Origin of the sequence: Actinomadura sp. 3N508 (assembly GCF_044326375.1) — a bacterium.
Taxonomy (GTDB): Bacteria; Actinomycetota; Actinomycetes; order Streptosporangiales; family Streptosporangiaceae; genus Spirillospora.
Map to the genome: position 1 here is coordinate 48,568 of NZ_JBIRAX010000003.1, position 15,151 is coordinate 63,718.

Genomic DNA, 15,151 nt, shown 5'->3' on the forward strand with positions numbered 1-15,151 from the left:
CCTAGAGGGCTACAAGAGTGATGCTACAAAGGCTCGATGCTGTTGTAGCGTCAAGCTATGGAGATCAAGGATCTCAAGAAGCTCAAAGCAGTCCGCGCCGCAGCGGCAGATGGACAGGCTCGGAAGACACGCGTCGACGCAGGGGTGACACAGGGCGAGGTCGCCGAAGCGGTCGGCGTGGCGCAGTCCACCGTCGCCCAGTGGGAGAGGGGCGCTCGCCGCCCCCGGGGCCTCGTTGCGTTGCGCTACGCCGCCGTCCTGAAGGCCCTCGAAGACGGCGCCCCAACCCCCTCGAAGGACGACGGATGAGTGAGGCAGTGATCGCAACGGCCAGCGCCTCGGCCGATGACGCCCCCACCGATGGCACCCAGTCCGAGGTCGCGCCCACCGCTGAGGACATCCGTAGGTGGCCCGCGACAGTCGATCCAGTCACCGCAGGCACGGCCTTCGGGATCTCTCGGTCGTACGCCTACCAGCTGGTGAAGCAAGGCGACTTCCCCGCCAAGGTGATCAGAGTCGGCGGGAAGAACCGCGTCGTGACCGCTGACCTGATGCGTGTCCTCGGCATCACCGGCACGCACGGTTCCGGCCCCGACGGCACGCATCCGGCCCTGAGCGTGGTCGGAGGCGACGATGCCTCCTGACAGCGCCGCCGACACCGCCCAGCAACTCGTCGGCGCCACCGCCGACATCACCACCCGCCACAACGGCGCCCACACCGCAGCGCTGATCTACGGCCACCACGCCGGGCGGCTGGTGCTGCGCCCCGCCGGCGAATGGGTCCAGATCGACGCCGACGACATCACGGCGGGCCACACCCACGACGACACTCCACTCGCCGACAGGCGCACCGTCCGCGTCTGTGACCGCGGAACCTCCAGGTCCTACGAGGGCATCACCATCCGCGCGATCACCCTCGTGTGGACCTGCCCGGCATGCGGCAGGCCGCGCGGCGAGCCCCGCAACGGCCGCCTCATCGAGGACGGCGAGCACTACCACGTGCACATCTGGGACAACCCGTGCGGCCACATCGACATGTACGGGCAATGCCTCATCGAGGCCGGCGTTCACGCCACCCGGCCGGTGAAGACGTGACCACCGCCGAGAAGCCCGCGGGGCGCGTCGAGGAAATGACCGTCCGAATCCCCGACTACGGGCCGGGCCTGCGCGCCCGACCGCTGAAAGTCACCACGGTCACTGTCAAGACCCGCTGCCCCATCTGCCAAGGCCCGCGCGGGATCCCCGCCCCGGAGCTGCGCGGCGCGTACGGCCGAACCCACGAAATCGACGTCTGGACCAACCCCTGCGGCCACGTCGACCTGAGCGCTGACGTGCTGATAGAGGCGGGCGTCCACCCGCCGTACAAGGACAGGACATGACCACAAACGACACCACTCCCCCCGTGCCCGGCGCGCAGATCGGGGAACGCGTCCTCCTCACCTCCCCCACCGGACGTGCCCGGCACGCCGGCGTGCTGCTCCCGCCTGTCCGTACCGGGGAACCGCACCGCGTCCACACCGACAAAGGCCGCGTCCTGCGCCTGAACGGCGCCTGGCACGCCGCCCCCGAACGGCCCACCGCCGACCGCCGCAGGGACCAGCGCCGCCAGTACTGCGACGCTGGCCGCCCGATCTACCGGTGGGACGACCTCCCCGCGGCACAGCTCGCGACCCGGACGATGCTGCAGAAGCGACTCCGGCGACGCCCCACCGAAGGGCAGGAACCGGTCGCGTCGTACAAGGTGTACCGCGGGTATGCGCCGCTGTACGCGGTCGCCGACACGACGAAGCTGCCGCCGCTGCCGCCCGCCCGGCAGGCCGCCTGGGACCAGGCCCGAACCTGCGCCCGATGCCGCTCGGTGAAGGCGACCCCATACGCGAAGGGCGTCGACGGGCGCAGGTACTGCGAGGACTGCCACGAGCCCGCCGCCCGCGACTGGTGGACCACCCAGCGAGCCGAGGGCCGCCGCGCCGCGACCGCGTGGGCCCGCAGAGTCCTCTGCTACCTCCCGAACGTCATCCTGCTCAAGAGCGCCACCCACAACTCCTCGTTCGAGGTCCGAGCGGAAACGCTCGACGGGGCCGTCCTGGTCGCGGCCGAGGTGCGTGACCCGCGGGACCCCATCCCCGACTGGTGGACCGAGGAGATGCGCGCCAGGACCGAGGCCCGGTACACGCCGATCACACCGGTCGTAGAGCTGCTGCGCTCGCTGGAAGGTCGCCGGTTGGTGACCTGGCGCGGCGACGTCGAGTGGCTCCTGCGGCGCGTGAACCAGTACGCGGGCGTCGACCTGGCGCTCGCGGTCACGGAGCACGACCAGGCAGGCCCGTTCTACGACGAGTGGATCGGTCAGCTAGCCCACGGTGGCCGGACGTTCCGGCACAACCACCGCCTCGATCAGCAGATGCCGCCGGGCGGCCGGGCCACCGAAGTCGCCGGCATCCGCGCGGCGCTGCACGCGATGGCCACCGGCTCCCCTCCGGCACTCGCGCTCGGCGACGGGGCGGAGGGACCTGCATGAGCGGGGAGGCGTTCCACGTCACGATCACCGATCAGCGCGGGCAGGTGCGGGTGCGTCTGCGGCAGCAGTCCGCGACGCGATACGAGGTGCTGTCGCCCCGCGGCGACGTCCTCGGCATCATCGCGCACGACGACGAGTGGTCGCTGTACGGCGACATCTCCACCAGTGTTCCCGTGGTGTTCGGCCCGGACGTGTTCGGGCTCGCCGTCGCGTGGGCGGACAAGCACGCGCGTCTGGTCGACGCTCTCCCCCAAGGGACGCCCGCCCAAGAAGGGCCCGACGCGGCCGGGAGTCGCCGCGGCGGTGTTTCCGCCGAGGATGTCGACGGCCTTGCCGACCGGGCGCGGGCGCTGCTCGGGGAGCTGCGCAGGGAGGCGAACCTGCTGTCGCTGCGGGACGTCTCGGATCCGTCCGGTATCGAGCTGACGCGTCGGTTCTGCCAGCGGCTCGAAACCTTGCTGCGGGAGCACGCCGGTGCGTGACCAGGAGCTGATCCCGTTCCGATGCGAGGTGTGCGGCGCGCCGGACAGGTGGAGGCTGGCCAGGGACCGGGAGACCGGCGCGATCGTCACCGTCTGCGGCTGCGGTGAGATGTTCGAGGACACCGACGCCATCGACGCCGCCCACTGCGCCGGCCGCGAATGGGCCGAGGACCTCGCCCGCGACGTCTCCGCCGCGCTGGCTCGCCGCGGGCACTCCCAGCGTGAGTTCACGACCGCGCTGTCCTGGTTCGCCGAACGAGTCCACGGCGGCCGCCGGTCGGTCGACGCGGACGAGCACCTGCGGAACTGGTTCGGCCTCACCGACGACTACCTCTCCCTGCCCGGCCATGAAGGCGCCTGAGCAGGCTGAGACGCCTGGAGGGCGGTGATGGTGTGGCGACGCTGATCGCGGTGTATCTCGGGCGGATGTGCGTGAACCGGTGCGACCTCAAATGCTACGGGGCGCGCACGCCACGGGACCGGTGCGAATGCGTCTGTGACGGCATGAATCACGGGACTGGGCTGCGTCAGGCCGAGGCGAACACGAGGGCGAGCGCACAGGACTGGGTGGAGCGTCCGCGTCCGCGCGGGTTGGAGTTCGACCAGGTGGAGCTGGGCGCAGGGGTCCAGACGGAGCCCCTGTTCTGACGGCGCCTTTCGTGCCGGCCACCCCCTAGGACAGGCAATCTAATTTTCTTGCCATCCTTGCTTGACATGATTATTGGATTGACTATTGTTGGTTGTGGTTGATCTCCCTCCAACACCCACAAGGAATCCCTATGCCTCTCTCCCTGGTCCTGCGGCCGGACGGTGACCACCAGACGGTGAACCTTCCCCAGACCACCCAGGAACGGCTCAATGCCATGTACCAGACCATCGGCGGCGGCTGCGGCACGGTGCAGCTGGTGACCCTGTCGGGGCAGTTCGACATGTGGGTCGACGAGGAGGGCCTGTACACCCAGGAGCCCAACAGCCCGGCGACGCTGCTCGCCCAGCGGTTCGGGCTGACCTCGCAGACCTATCACGGCACCGCGATCATCACCGGCCCCGAGGTGTCCACCGGGGTCGCGAACCTTAGCAAGGAGCAGGTGGCCCTGCTCCTGGACCTGATCGCACGCGCCTAGCCCTTCAATCACCTGGCGGGTGGTGCCTGCCGACGACAGGCACCACCCGCCAGGGCACATCAGGAAGGAACCCCTTGCCCACGAGCGACCCCAAGAATGCGGACCGCATCGCCTACCTGCTCGACCAGCTCTCTGCGCGGTTGACCTCGGATGGTCCGGACAGCCTCTTCAGCTCATTCATCCGCGTGACAAACGCGATGGTGATGAAGGCCGGCCCAGCCGAGGAAGCGAAGGACCTGACCGCCGCGCTGAGGAGCGCCGCCGCGCTCGCCAGTGAACTGGCATCGCTGACCGACCCCGGCGATCCGGCGCACTGCTCGTTGGACGCCCGTATCGAGGTGGGCGGAGTGCTGATCACCGGCCACACCATGACGTGCCCGCACGGCGAGCCCCGCCACTACACCTGGCAGGACAGCGGAACGCTCCGCACCGGCACATTGGCCGACTACGCCAAGGCATGGGAGCACGGCACCTACTCCGGCGACGGGGGTCTCGGCGGCGAAGTTCGCACCTGGGATGCCACCTACTGGATCAAGGTCGAACACCTCAACACCGACAACGACTGGATTTCTTTCGGGCTGACGGCCGGCAACGAATCGGTCGTCGTCACGATCGACGGCCGCGCCTGACCACACCCCGCTTCCCGGGCCTGGACACCATTCCCGCGCGAGGTGTCCGGGCCCGGCTCATCTCACGAGGAGACTCATGGTCCACCGCGACCATCAGGGCCGGGTCATCGCTCGCCCCACCGGCAACGCGATGTTCTCCTTCCCCCCGACGCCACCCGAATACCCCGGCCTCGACCTGCCTGCCACCCACAGGTTCCTGGTCAGCCTGTCCGGCGGAAAGGACGGTGCGGCTGCTCTGGTCGCGACCGTCCGCGCTGTCCAGGCCGCCGGGATCCCCCTGAACCGGATCGAGACGGTGTTCGCCGACCTCGGCGACGCTGACGAATGGCCCGGAACCCGCGAGCTGACCGCCGCGCAGGCCAAACGCTTCGGGCTCCGCCACCACGTGGTGTACCGCGAGGTGCCCGACGACGCCGGCGGGACCCGGCAGCAGGGCCTGTTGGAGTACATCGGCTCGCGGCGTCAGCAGATGTGGCCGCTCCCCAACCAGCCCTACTGCCGGTCGGACCTGAAGCGCGGCCCGATCCGGAAGCTGAAAACCCGGCTCGCGGACGAGATCCGGCAGGCCGAGGGCGTTGAGGGCCCGGTGAGGATCGTGGAGGTTCTCGGGATCAGAGCCCAAGAGTCCACGCCTCGCAGCCAGCACTTTAAGCAATGTTGCATCGGCGACATCGGGGCGGGATGCGCTAGGCCCCGGTCAGCAGTGTTTCTCTTCCGCAGTCTGTACGAGTTGTAGCAGATTTCTGGCTCCGTGTGATGCATTGAGCAGAGCGATTCCCTCAGGTGGTGTAACGTCAGCAACACTGGTGCATGCTGTGCATCACTCGGTGGACGCTGAGCGGTACTGTTAGCTACGGAGGGTGACAGTGAGCGGGCCTGGACGACGACTGTCCGACGGGGGTACGGGTGAGTCGTCGACGGTTCCAGGGGTCGCAAGTTTGATGGTGGTGCCTGGTGTCGCCTTGCTGCGGCCGGCGGAGGCACTCTTCGAGAGGACGCTGGAGGGTTTCTCCGATCATCAGCGGGCTCGGCGGTTGTCCAAGGACACCGTCAGGCAGCGGGTGCGGATCGCTCGGCAGGTGCGTGCGTTTGCTGATGCGTATCCGTGGGAGCCGTCGTGGAATCGGGCGTTGTTCGATCGTTGGTCGGCGATGCTGGCGGAGCAGGTGGCCACCTCGACGATGCGTGGTTATCAGGCTGACCTCGGGTCGTATTTGTCCTACTTGAACGATCCGGCGTATGAGTGGCCTGAGTTGTGCCGGGAGTTGTTTGGGACGTTCAATGCGTTCGTGGTGCGGGATCTGAGCGTGGTTCGGCACGCCCAGGAGTACATCGGTCGCCCCAATGGGAACCGGCCGTTGACCCGTCCGGAGATCAAGCTGCTGTTCGGGGGCATCGAGCCGGAGATTCAGCGGTTGCGGGCGGCGGGCCACAAGGGTGCCTTGACCGCTGCCCGGGACCTGGCGTTGCTGACCGCGCTCTATGGGTGGGGGCTGCGGCGCCGCGAGGGTGCTCGGTTGGAGACCCACGATTGGCGGCGTCAGGTCAAGCTTGCTGAGTTCGGCGACTTCGCGGCGTTGGCGGTGCGGTGGGGCAAGCCCTCAGCGGGTCAGCCTCCGCGGCGCAGGATGGTGATCTCGGTCTGGCCGTGGGCCGTCCAGACGATCAAGGTCTATATGGAGAGCATCCGCCCATTGTTCTATCTGGACCGGGAGGACGACGGCGTCATGTTCCCGACCGAACGCGGGGAGATGATCTCCGAACGGGCCGTCAATCAACGGTTCCAGCATTGGCGAGACCTGGCTGACCTGCCGGATCATCTGTGCCCACATTGTCTGAGGCACACGTACGTGACTCGTCTGATCGAGTCGGGCTACGACGCCCAGTTCGTCACTGACCAGGTCGGCCATTCGCACGCGGCCACGACGGCGATCTACACCGCGGTCAGCAGCGATTTCAAGAACCTAAAGGTGCGCGAGCATTTGGACGCGGCCGAGGAGGCGGTGTTGCGGCGGGCCTTTGCGCTGGCCGAGGCGGAGGCCGAGATGAACGACGACTTCAGCGATCCGGCGGCAAGTGACCGGCATCGCGGCCGGTGGAGGAGGACGTGATGGCGGCGACGCCCGGTGGTCGCGCGGAGCGCGGCGGCGAGGATTTGGCGGCGCGGCAGCCCCGTTACGAGTGGCGGTTGCGTGAGCTGATGGCGGTGCGCAGGAACTGGTACAGCACCACAAAGTTGGTGCCCGCGCTGCGAGAGTACGGGTTCGAGTTCGACCGCAGCTACATCTACCGGCTCGTCAAAGCCGAACGACCGCCCAAGATGCCGCTGGAGTTGATCCTGGCACTGTGCAAGATCCTCGACTGCCGCTTCGAGGACCTGGTGGCAGAGATCCAGCCGGACGATGTGGCTGACGGACCGGCCAAGCCCGGGCCGAGGCCGGTAGTGCCGGACATGCCGCTGCTGTCCGCGGACTTCTTCGACGCCGAGAGCTGAGGAACGGGCCGTGGGCAGGCGTCGCGACAAATGCATCGACTGCCACCAGCCGCGCTGGATCGAAAAGGCTGGCCGCTGCCACCGATGTCACCAGAACACCCTGGCCAAGGAGCAGTGCACCGGCTGCGGACGCCTGATGGTCCCGAAATCCCACACCGCCGAGGGACCCTGGTGTAGCAAGTGCACGGCGGCGCGCACCGTCGAGCCCTGCTCACGGTGCGGCGAGACGGGACGGCGGATCGCCCAACGCCGCGACCGTCAGGTGGTCTGTTCACGCTGCTGGCAGCGTGAACACAGTGCCCCTCGCCCGTGTGACGCCTGCGGGCGGACCTTGACCGGGATGAGAAGGACGGCGCAGGGCCAGATCTGCGTCACCTGCTACCGCAAGACCTTGGAACGCGAAGCGTGCTGCCGATGCGGGAAGGTCACCGTCCCCTACACCCGCACCGAGGAAGGTCCCTGGTGCACACGCTGCCGCCGTTGGTATCGCGCCGAGCCCTGCTCGTTGTGCGGCAGGACCGCGCCAGTCCAGGTCCGCTGGAACCAGCAGCCGATCTGCAGCATGTGTTACCAGCGCCACTATCAACAGCCCGTCCGCCCCTGTGTGGACTGCGGCGAGGAAAGACCCGTCCTGCGGCACACCGATGAGGGCCCGGTGTGCGAACGCTGCGACAATCGCCGAGCACCGCACGTGCTGTGTCCCCAGTGCGGTCAGACCCGCAAGATCGGCATCTTGAGCACCGGTGTCTGCCGCGCCTGCGCCAAGCGCTCACGCCCACGCCACCCCTGCGTCACCTGCGGCAAGACCCGGCCAGCCGCGTACCGTGATGACGATGGCCGCCCGTGGTGTGAATCATGCCGGCGTTCGGATCAGGCCGAACCGTGCTGCGGATGCGGCGGACGCAAGATCGTCTGCGCCCGCGACGATCGCGGGCCATGGTGCACAGGGTGCTGGGAACTCGTCCGGCCCGGACCGGTGTGCCAGGACTGCGGCGAGCGTCCCGCGATGCCGACCCCTGGCCTCGATGACGGGCTGCGCTGCGTTCCCTGCAACAGCGCCGCGATCGTCCCCTGCGCCCGCTGCGGCGGCCACGCCCGCGCCGAACGCCGCTGGCCCGAAGGTCCCGTCTGCCTGTCCTGCGTTGACGCCGTCCGCCTCACCCACGACCTCTGCCACCGGTGCGGCCGGCTCGCCGCCGTCTTCGGCAGGGACGAGGCCGGGCCGATCTGCCCACACTGCGCCGGGGTCAGCTTCTCCTACCATTGCCCCACCTGTGGCGCGATGGGACGCCTGCTGCGCGGGCAATGCCTGTCCTGCACCGCCCGCGCCGATCTCCTGGCCGCCTTCACCGCACCCGACGGACATCTGGCAGGGTGGCTGGCGCCCTTGGCCGAATTGCTGGAGAACTACGACAATCCTTACTCGCTCTGCCTTTACTTGCGCCGCCCCGGCGGCCAGCTGATCCGGCGCATCGTCGCCAGCGAACTGGCCTGTACCCACCGAGCCCTTGACGACCTGCGGCAGACCACCGCGGTCAGGCACCTGCGGGGGCTGCTCGTGCTGGCCGGGCTGCTGGAACCCCGGGAGGAACAACTCGCCCAGCTCGACCGCGACATCGACCACGTGCTCGCCGGCACCGATGATCCACGCGACAGATCGCTTCTCGCCCGCTATGCCCGCTGGCACGTGCTGCCCCTGGCCCATCACCGCGCCGAACGCCAAACCCGCCTCACCCGAGGCCAGCGGGAAAACCTCCGCCGCCAACTCCTGGCCGCCCGGCTGCTCCTCACTCACCTGCACGACCGCCGGATCGACCTGGCCGACCTCACCCAGTCGGCGGTCGACCGATGGTTGATCAAGAACAAGACCCGGCAGCTCTACGCCCGGCCGTTCCTGCTGTGGGCCGCCTCCAACGGCCTGGCCCCCGACAACGTCGCCATAGCGACCTCGGCCAAGACCGGCGACCGGGAGGTCATGAGCGACACCGACCGTGTCAAGCTCGCGCTCACCCTGGAAACCGACGAGACTGCCCCGCTCGCCGACCGTGTCGCCGCCTGCCTGATCCTGCAATACGGACAATCTTGTTTCCGCCTCGTCAACCTGACTACCGACCAGGTCTTGGCTCACCCCGAGCAACCGGGCATCCTCGGCCTCCAACTCGGCCGAGATCCGCTCTGGCTCCGAGAACGGCTCTCCGCCCTGCTCCACCGGCTCATCCAACAACGTCACCCGCTCGCAGCGGCACTCCGGCACCGCCAAACCCCGTATCTGTTCCCCGGCCTCCAACCGGATCAGCCGCTCACCGCCGCCACGCTCCAAACGCGCCTGCGTAAACTCGGCGTCCCCAGCACTCGAACCGCCCGCAATGGTGCTTGGCTCTCCCTCGTTGGCGCCGTCCACTGGAAGATGCTCGCCGATCTCCTCGGAGTCGCCGACAGCACGGCCAGCACCTGGCACAAGGAGAACGGCGCGGACCGCGCCAGCTACGTCGCCAGCCGTCTCCGCAGCGAATCAACCACCGGCCCTGAGTAGACCCACGCGGGTCGGCGTGAGAAGCCCTGAAGGCGGGTCGGTGGCGGTCGCGCTCGGTGCCTCTCCTGCGGCCGACTCGGACAGCAAGAAGCGGCGGTCAGCGACCTCGCGGAGCGGGCGCCCGGTCGCAGAAGGGCCAGGTCACCCTACCGGCGGCGCCCTCCCATGGCCGCCACCTCTGCACAGAACCCTTCTGTCTAGAAGTACGGCCAGGCAATTCAGGAATGCATGCGGGCTCATCTCGTTCCGGCTGCAGTCATTTCGCCGTGGTCGGCTTCTGGTTGGTGGCCGGTGACGCGCCGTTCGGCGGCGGAGGGCCTTCAGGTGTCGGGGTCGAGTTGGTGCTTGACCTGGGTGATGGTGGGGTTGGTCATGGTGGTGCCGTCGGCGAAGACGACCGTGGGGATGATCTGGTTGCCATTGTTGATCTTTTTGACTGTCTCGGCCGCTGTGGGGTCTTGTTCGACGTTGATCTCGGTGTAGGGGATTTTTTCGCGGTCGAGGTGCTTTTTGAGGCGCTTGCAGAATGCGCACCAGGGGGCGGAGTAGAGGGTGAGAGCGGCGTTGTCGATGGTGGGATCGGTGTCGGTTGTGTCCGGCCAGGTGCTGGCTTCGTTGAGGACTTGCCAGGTCAGGTGGGCGATGGTGGTGTAGGGGGCGAGTTCGGCGGTGTGCTGGAGTCGTCGAAGGTAGTCGTCGGCCCAGGGCCAGATGTGGTTGTGCAGGAGGGTGTGTGCGGCTGCCCAGGCGGTGTCGGCGGTGAGATGGCTGTCGGCGGGCTTGGCCGCGGTGTCGTACAGGTGGGCCAGCAGGGACAGTTCGACGGCGAGGTGGTCGTGTTGGAGGACCGCGTCGTGTTCGTTGAGGACGGGACGTAGCCGGTGGCGGTCCATGAAGTCGTCGATGTCGTGGGCGGAGCGCCCGCCGAGTTTGACCTCGCCGCGGTGGGCGGAGGCGTAGGGCGGGCACTCTGGTTGCGGGCCGATGAACAAGCGGCAGTACTCCACCGCGAGGTCTTCGAGGGCCTTCTGCTGAGGCCGCCCGGTTAGGCGGGCGTCGATCAAGGGTCGCTGATCGTCTGTGGCGGGGGCGTTGGCAGTGGTCAGCTGCCGGTAGAGCGGCGGGTCGATCTCGCGGGCGAGGAGCCGGACGGCGAGGTGGAGCAGTCCGGTGTAGGCGGTGAGGTGGTCGGCGGTGACGGGGGTCGGGCTCATGGCGGGTCAGGCCTTCCGGATCTGGACGACGGTGTCGTGGTAGGCCTGGCCGCCGGCGACCGGGTCGGGGTAGATGGGCAGCAGGTCGTTCTGGGGGACGCTGAGGCTGCCGTCCCACCACATCCGGTCGAGGTCGGCGTCGGCAACGGTGGCGTGGCCTGGGTTGGTGGTGGTGTCTTTGCCGTTGGTGGCGTAGGCGCCGCCGACGCTGCGTCCGGCGTTGTGGGCGATGGCGATGACCAGTGGGTGGACGCCTTCGGTGAGGCGGACGCGGGTGCGCAGGGTGCCCATCTTGGAGCCGTCGCCGCCGGGAACGAGTTTGTCGTTGGGGCGGAAGCTGGTGACCTCGATCCAGTCGCCGTCACCGATTCCGAGTTTGGTGGCTGTGGCTCGGTTGAGCAGGGCGGGGTTGGTGTGGGAGATCTCCTGCAGCCATTTGGATTGCATGGTGCGGTGCGCATTGTGCACGTTGATCTTGTAGCTGGTCATGATGAGCTGGTGGGGCGGGAAGTCGCCCTGGTGGCTGGGGATCGGCTCGTAGACCGGGAGCGGCTGGACATCCCGGTCGACTTTCCTGCCGGACTCGACGATGAAGCTGCTGTAGATCTCGACCTTGCGGGACGGGGTGAGGAACCCGCGCATGGCGACGCCGTCGATGCGGATGCCGATCGCCAGCGGGTCGCCGGTCTTCTGGTCGGCGCCCTTGTAGATGATCCCGGTTTTGGGGTCCTCGCGTGAGCCCTTCAGGTCTTGGGTGGTGAGGACATTCAGGTGCGGTTCGTAGTGCGGTTTCTTGGTGCGGTCGTACCAGACGCCCTGGGCGCGCATGCGGGCGAATCCGCCGGGGATCGGTTTGAAGTATTCGGCGAGGTAGTCCTCGGTGGTCGCCCAGGGAAAATATTTGTCCATCCCGCCGCCGATCCGGCGCGCGAGCTCGGGGAAGATCTCCCGGATGTCCTTGGACTCGCCCTGCGGCGGCACGACGGGTTGACGTAAGCCGACGTAGTCGACCAGGCCTTGGGGTGGGCGGGAGTCGATGTCCCACCGTTCCAGGTAGGTGGCCCACGGCAGGAGGATGTCGGCCAAGTGGGAGGTCTCGGAGTACATCACGTCGATGCACACGTGGAACGGGATCAGCTTCTCGTCTTTGAGGACGCCGCGGACGAGTTGGGCTTCGGGCCAGGACCAGGCGGTGTCGGCGTTGTAGGTCATCAGTGCTGAGATCTTCTGCCGGCCTTCTTTGATCCACAGGTAGATGACCTGGGCGACCTTCATCTTCTTGTCGGGGAAGGCGTTGGCCAGGGGCCAGTCCTTGGCCTCGGCGATGATGCTGCGCGCCGTGGGCTTGTCGGGCACGGGCCCGGGTTCGGGCAGGAGCTTCTTGTCCCACGCCGACTGAGGGTGCCAGCACCAGCCGCCGACCTTGCCCATGTTGCCGACCAGGGCGTTGAGCATGGTGATGGCGCGGTCGTTGTAGTAGCCGTTGCGGTGGGACTGCGAGCCGCGGTTGCAGATCGTGGTGCACCGCGGGGCCGCGGCGGCGAACTCGCGGGCGATCCGTTCGATCGTCGCCGCCGGGACGCCGCTCTCGCGTTCGGCGTATTCGGGGGTGTACTGGGCGAGGTGTTTCGCGATCTTGTCGGCGGGGTGGTTGGACCAGGTGTCCAGCCACTCCTTGTCCCACAGCTGTTCGCGGCAGATGACGTTGGCCATGGCCAGGGCGATCAGCCCGTCGGTTCCGGGTTTGACGCAGAACCATTCATCCGACAGGGCGGCCGTGTTGGACAGCCGGGTCTCGAAGGTGACGAGCTTGGCGCCCTTCTGCCGGGCGCGCATCATGCGGATGGCGACCGGGATGTGGCCCTGGTGGGCTTCGGCCCAGTTGCAGCCGAAGTTCAGGACGTACTTGGTGTGTTCGAAGTCGCCGAGGTCCCAGTCGGACTCTCCGATGGTGGTGAGGATGGCGGCGCGCCGGTTGAGTGAGCACAGCGCCCGGTGGTTGAACGCCGAGGGGGTGCCGTAGGCGTTGAGGAACCGGGAGATGATGTCGGTAGACCGGTTGCGTCCCTGCTGGAACGCGAACTCCTCGGGTTTCCCGCTTTCGCGGATCTTCTTGAGGTGTCCGGCGATCTCGCTGTATGCCTGCTCCCAGGTGATGCGTTTCCACCGGCCTGAGCCCCGCTCACCGACCCGCTTCAGCGGGTACAGGATCCGGAACGGGTCGTACAGCACCGACGGGCCCGCGACGCCTTTGGCGCACACCGAGCCCTGGCTGTTGGGATCGTGCGGGTTGCCGGTGATCTTCAGCAGGCGGCCGTCCCTGACGTGGCCGATGATGCCGCAGGCGGTGGTGCACATCTGGCACATCGAGGCGACCTGCCGCGCTTTCGGCTCGTGTTTGGGGACCGGGGCGGCGGGCTTGGGGCCGCGGATGAACTCGATCGCGCCGAGCCCGATGATCGCGGTCCCGGCTGCGGCGCCGAGGCGGAGCAGGTCGCGGCGCGACAGCTCCCATCCGTCATCGGGCGGGGTGGCGGTGTCGGGAGTTTCGGTGTCGGTGGTCAACGATCGCTCCCAGCTCAGGCGGTGAAGATCAGGTAGCGGAGGGTGCAGGCGCCGATCAGGATCGCGACAGCGGCGGCCGGAGCGGCCCAGCGTCTGCCCCAGGCGATGGTGAGTGTCACGGCGGGCAGGAGCAGGCCGATCCCCAGGACCCCGCCGTACAGCAGCGGCGCCCACTGGCCGGTGGCCAGAGCGTCCAGGGCGGCCTCGGCCGGTTCGCCTGTAACCGACACGGCGGTGAACAGCAAGGCCACGGTGTAGGCCAGCAGCAGCACCAGCGTCACCTGCCGGTACAGACTCGCCTGCCCTCGCGCGGGCTGTTGAGGGATGTCCAGCAGCTGGATCGCGGCGATGCCCATCAGCAGCGCGGTGATGAGGTAGAGCAGGGCCGCGCCGCTGGTGGCGGCCAGCGGGGATACCCACGAGCGGGCCAGGACCGCGATCGGGTAGACGGCCAGGGCCAGGCTGGTGAAGCCGAGCAGCCACACCACGGTCTGGTCCAGGTGCCGCGTCATTCCTCGGGCTGGCGGCGGCGCGGACCCGGGAGTGGCGGCGGCGCGGCGCCGCCACAGCAGGTACAGGGCGGTGCCGAGCAGAAACGTCTTGACCGCGATGATTTTGGCGCCGAGGGAGATGGGCGAGTCCCAGTTCCCGAACCGGGTGAGCATGAGGAAGAACCGTTCGGGCCGGCCCAGGTCTACGGTCAGCAGCAACCCGGCCCCCGACAGCAGAAGCAGGCACACCCAGGTGGCGCGCCAATCCAGCGCGAGGTCGGCGGCCGGATTCCGAGCGCGGCGCCACCAAGTGGCCAGCGTGAGGCCGCTGGGCAGGCCGATGACAGTGAAGTAGGCGGCCAACAGCCCTCCCCACGGGGAGACAGGCAACGGCGCGGCTAGGACGCCGGTCACCGCGTCACCGGTCCTTTAGGTCGGCGTTGGTGTCGACCTGGACGCCGTTCACGGCGATCAGTGGCAGCGCGCGTTTAGGGTCGATGTAGGAGACGCGGGGCTGGGTGCCAGCTTCGGGTTTCCACACGTCGGTGGGGTTGTCACGGATCTTGGTGGCGATGGCGCTGTTCTCGTCGTCGAGGTCGCCGAAGATCCGGCATTGGGTGGGGCACGCTTCGACGCAGGCGGGCTGGCTTCCTAGCGAGGTGCGGTGCTCGCACAGGGTGCATTTGGCGGCGGTGTTGGTTTGGGGGTCTTCGTAGATCGCGCCGTAGGGGCAGGCGGACATGCAGAACCGGTTGAGGTTGCAGTCGCCTTCGTCGATGACGACCTCACCATTGGGGAGGCGGGTGATGGCCTCGGTTGGGCAGGCAGTCAGGCAGGGCGCGTCTTCGCAGTGGTTGCACAGGACGGGGATGAAGTGCCGGGTGGCGTTAGGGTATTGGCCGTCCTCGACGTACAGGACGGTGTCGCGGAACACTCCCAGCGGCACGTCGAACTCGTTCTTGCAGGCGACCGAGCAGGCGTGACAGCCGATGCAGGTGTTCAGGTCGATCAGCATTCCGAAGCGCGCCACAGCAGTGTCTCCTTCAGGGGCTCGTCAGAAACCAAAGGTGCGGGGCGGAAGGTGTGTGCGGGCCCCCA

18 protein-coding genes are annotated in these 15,151 nt (G+C 68.0%); 14 read left to right on the forward strand and 4 right to left on the reverse strand.

Features of this window, described 5'->3' with window-relative positions; translation table 11 throughout:
• The first annotated feature begins 57 nt into the window (after positions 1 to 57).
• The 14 genes from ACH34S_RS11310 (at position 58) to ACH34S_RS11375 (ending at position 9,783) form a co-directional block, all read left to right on the forward strand.
• The gene (locus ACH34S_RS11310) at positions 58 to 309 is read left to right on the forward strand and encodes a helix-turn-helix transcriptional regulator (RefSeq protein ID WP_395952475.1); all 252 of its coding nucleotides are present in this window, start codon (positions 58 to 60) and stop codon (positions 307 to 309) included.
• Positions 306 to 644, forward strand: coding sequence for a helix-turn-helix transcriptional regulator (locus ACH34S_RS11315; protein WP_395952476.1), 339 nt, complete (start codon positions 306 to 308; stop codon positions 642 to 644). Before ACH34S_RS11310 ends, ACH34S_RS11315 begins: the two co-directional genes overlap by 4 nt.
• On the forward strand, positions 634 to 1,095 hold the full coding sequence (locus tag ACH34S_RS11320; RefSeq protein ID WP_395952477.1) for a hypothetical protein: 462 nt from the start codon (positions 634 to 636) through the stop codon (positions 1,093 to 1,095). Before ACH34S_RS11315 ends, ACH34S_RS11320 begins: the two co-directional genes overlap by 11 nt.
• Positions 1,092 to 1,379, forward strand: coding sequence for a hypothetical protein (locus ACH34S_RS11325; RefSeq protein WP_395952478.1), 288 nt, complete (start codon positions 1,092 to 1,094; stop codon positions 1,377 to 1,379). Before ACH34S_RS11320 ends, ACH34S_RS11325 begins: the two co-directional genes overlap by 4 nt.
• Positions 1,376 to 2,521, forward strand: a complete 1,146-nt coding sequence (locus ACH34S_RS11330) for a hypothetical protein (RefSeq protein ID WP_395952479.1) — start codon at positions 1,376 to 1,378, stop codon at positions 2,519 to 2,521. The genes ACH34S_RS11325 and ACH34S_RS11330 overlap by 4 nt, the downstream gene beginning before the upstream one ends.
• A complete protein-coding gene (locus ACH34S_RS11335; protein ID WP_395952480.1) occupies positions 2,518 to 3,003 on the forward strand; it encodes a hypothetical protein in 486 nt (161 codons plus the stop codon). Before ACH34S_RS11330 ends, ACH34S_RS11335 begins: the two co-directional genes overlap by 4 nt.
• On the forward strand, positions 2,996 to 3,364 hold the full coding sequence (locus ACH34S_RS11340) for a hypothetical protein (protein ID WP_395952481.1): 369 nt from the start codon (positions 2,996 to 2,998) through the stop codon (positions 3,362 to 3,364). Before ACH34S_RS11335 ends, ACH34S_RS11340 begins: the two co-directional genes overlap by 8 nt.
• Before the next feature lie 32 nt (positions 3,365 to 3,396).
• A complete protein-coding gene (locus tag ACH34S_RS11345; RefSeq protein ID WP_395952482.1) occupies positions 3,397 to 3,651 on the forward strand; it encodes a hypothetical protein in 255 nt (84 codons plus the stop codon).
• Between the two features lie 131 nt (positions 3,652 to 3,782).
• Positions 3,783 to 4,127 carry a DUF3846 domain-containing protein gene (locus tag ACH34S_RS11350; RefSeq protein WP_395952483.1) on the forward strand — a complete coding sequence of 115 codons (345 nt, stop codon included), beginning with the start codon at positions 3,783 to 3,785 and terminating at the stop codon, positions 4,125 to 4,127.
• A gap of 74 nt (positions 4,128 to 4,201) precedes the next feature.
• Positions 4,202 to 4,756, forward strand: coding sequence for a hypothetical protein (locus ACH34S_RS11355; RefSeq protein ID WP_395952484.1), 555 nt, complete (start codon positions 4,202 to 4,204; stop codon positions 4,754 to 4,756).
• A 76-nt stretch (positions 4,757 to 4,832) separates the two neighbouring features.
• Positions 4,833 to 5,492, forward strand: a complete 660-nt coding sequence (locus ACH34S_RS11360; RefSeq protein ID WP_395952485.1) for a hypothetical protein — start codon at positions 4,833 to 4,835, stop codon at positions 5,490 to 5,492.
• Between the two features lie 205 nt (positions 5,493 to 5,697).
• Positions 5,698 to 6,867, forward strand: coding sequence for a tyrosine-type recombinase/integrase (locus ACH34S_RS11365; RefSeq protein WP_395952486.1), 1,170 nt, complete (start codon positions 5,698 to 5,700; stop codon positions 6,865 to 6,867).
• The gene (locus tag ACH34S_RS11370) at positions 6,867 to 7,250 is read left to right on the forward strand and encodes a helix-turn-helix domain-containing protein (RefSeq protein ID WP_395952487.1); all 384 of its coding nucleotides are present in this window, start codon (positions 6,867 to 6,869) and stop codon (positions 7,248 to 7,250) included. Before ACH34S_RS11365 ends, ACH34S_RS11370 begins: the two co-directional genes overlap by 1 nt.
• A gap of 1,006 nt (positions 7,251 to 8,256) precedes the next feature.
• The gene (locus tag ACH34S_RS11375) at positions 8,257 to 9,783 is read left to right on the forward strand and encodes a hypothetical protein (protein WP_395952488.1); all 1,527 of its coding nucleotides are present in this window, start codon (positions 8,257 to 8,259) and stop codon (positions 9,781 to 9,783) included.
• Positions 9,784 to 10,103: 320 nt separating this feature from the next.
• Here ACH34S_RS11375 and ACH34S_RS11380 read toward each other — a convergent pair whose 3' ends face one another.
• From ACH34S_RS11380 to ACH34S_RS11395, 4 genes are read right to left on the reverse strand one after another with little or no spacing between them, the layout of a single operon-like run.
• A complete protein-coding gene (locus ACH34S_RS11380) occupies positions 10,104 to 10,997 on the reverse strand; it encodes a mycoredoxin (RefSeq protein WP_395952489.1) in 894 nt (297 codons plus the stop codon).
• 6 nt (positions 10,998 to 11,003) lie between these two features.
• Positions 11,004 to 13,562 (reverse strand): molybdopterin-dependent oxidoreductase, encoded by a 2,559-nt coding sequence (locus ACH34S_RS11385; protein WP_395952490.1) that lies wholly within the window; start codon positions 13,560 to 13,562, stop codon positions 11,004 to 11,006.
• A gap of 14 nt (positions 13,563 to 13,576) precedes the next feature.
• Positions 13,577 to 14,467 carry an NrfD/PsrC family molybdoenzyme membrane anchor subunit gene (gene nrfD, locus ACH34S_RS11390; protein ID WP_395952491.1) on the reverse strand — a complete coding sequence of 297 codons (891 nt, stop codon included), beginning with the start codon at positions 14,465 to 14,467 and terminating at the stop codon, positions 13,577 to 13,579.
• Positions 14,468 to 14,471: 4 nt separating this feature from the next.
• The gene (locus ACH34S_RS11395; protein WP_395952492.1) at positions 14,472 to 15,083 is read right to left on the reverse strand and encodes a 4Fe-4S dicluster domain-containing protein; all 612 of its coding nucleotides are present in this window, start codon (positions 15,081 to 15,083) and stop codon (positions 14,472 to 14,474) included.
• Positions 15,084 to 15,151: the final 68 nt, after the last annotated feature.

Bases quoted from the DNA above. Each gene is read 5' to 3' on its own strand.
- ACH34S_RS11365 (WP_395952486.1), top strand. From the start codon at position 5,698: ATGGTGGTGCCTGGTGTCGCCTTGCTGCGGCCGGCGGAGGCACTCTTC.
- ACH34S_RS11380 (WP_395952489.1), bottom strand. From the start codon at position 10,997: ATGAGCCCGACCCCCGTCACCGCCGACCACCTCACCGCCTACACCGGA.
- ACH34S_RS11310 (WP_395952475.1), top strand. From the start codon at position 58: ATGGAGATCAAGGATCTCAAGAAGCTCAAAGCAGTCCGCGCCGCAGCG.
- ACH34S_RS11320 (WP_395952477.1), top strand. From the start codon at position 634: ATGCCTCCTGACAGCGCCGCCGACACCGCCCAGCAACTCGTCGGCGCC.
- ACH34S_RS11335 (WP_395952480.1), top strand. From the start codon at position 2,518: ATGAGCGGGGAGGCGTTCCACGTCACGATCACCGATCAGCGCGGGCAG.
- ACH34S_RS11350 (WP_395952483.1), top strand. From the start codon at position 3,783: ATGCCTCTCTCCCTGGTCCTGCGGCCGGACGGTGACCACCAGACGGTG.
- ACH34S_RS11370 (WP_395952487.1), top strand. From the start codon at position 6,867: ATGGCGGCGACGCCCGGTGGTCGCGCGGAGCGCGGCGGCGAGGATTTG.
- ACH34S_RS11360 (WP_395952485.1), top strand. From the start codon at position 4,833: ATGGTCCACCGCGACCATCAGGGCCGGGTCATCGCTCGCCCCACCGGC.
- ACH34S_RS11330 (WP_395952479.1), top strand. From the start codon at position 1,376: ATGACCACAAACGACACCACTCCCCCCGTGCCCGGCGCGCAGATCGGG.
- ACH34S_RS11375 (WP_395952488.1), top strand. From the start codon at position 8,257: ATGCCGACCCCTGGCCTCGATGACGGGCTGCGCTGCGTTCCCTGCAAC.
- ACH34S_RS11315 (WP_395952476.1), top strand. From the start codon at position 306: ATGAGTGAGGCAGTGATCGCAACGGCCAGCGCCTCGGCCGATGACGCC.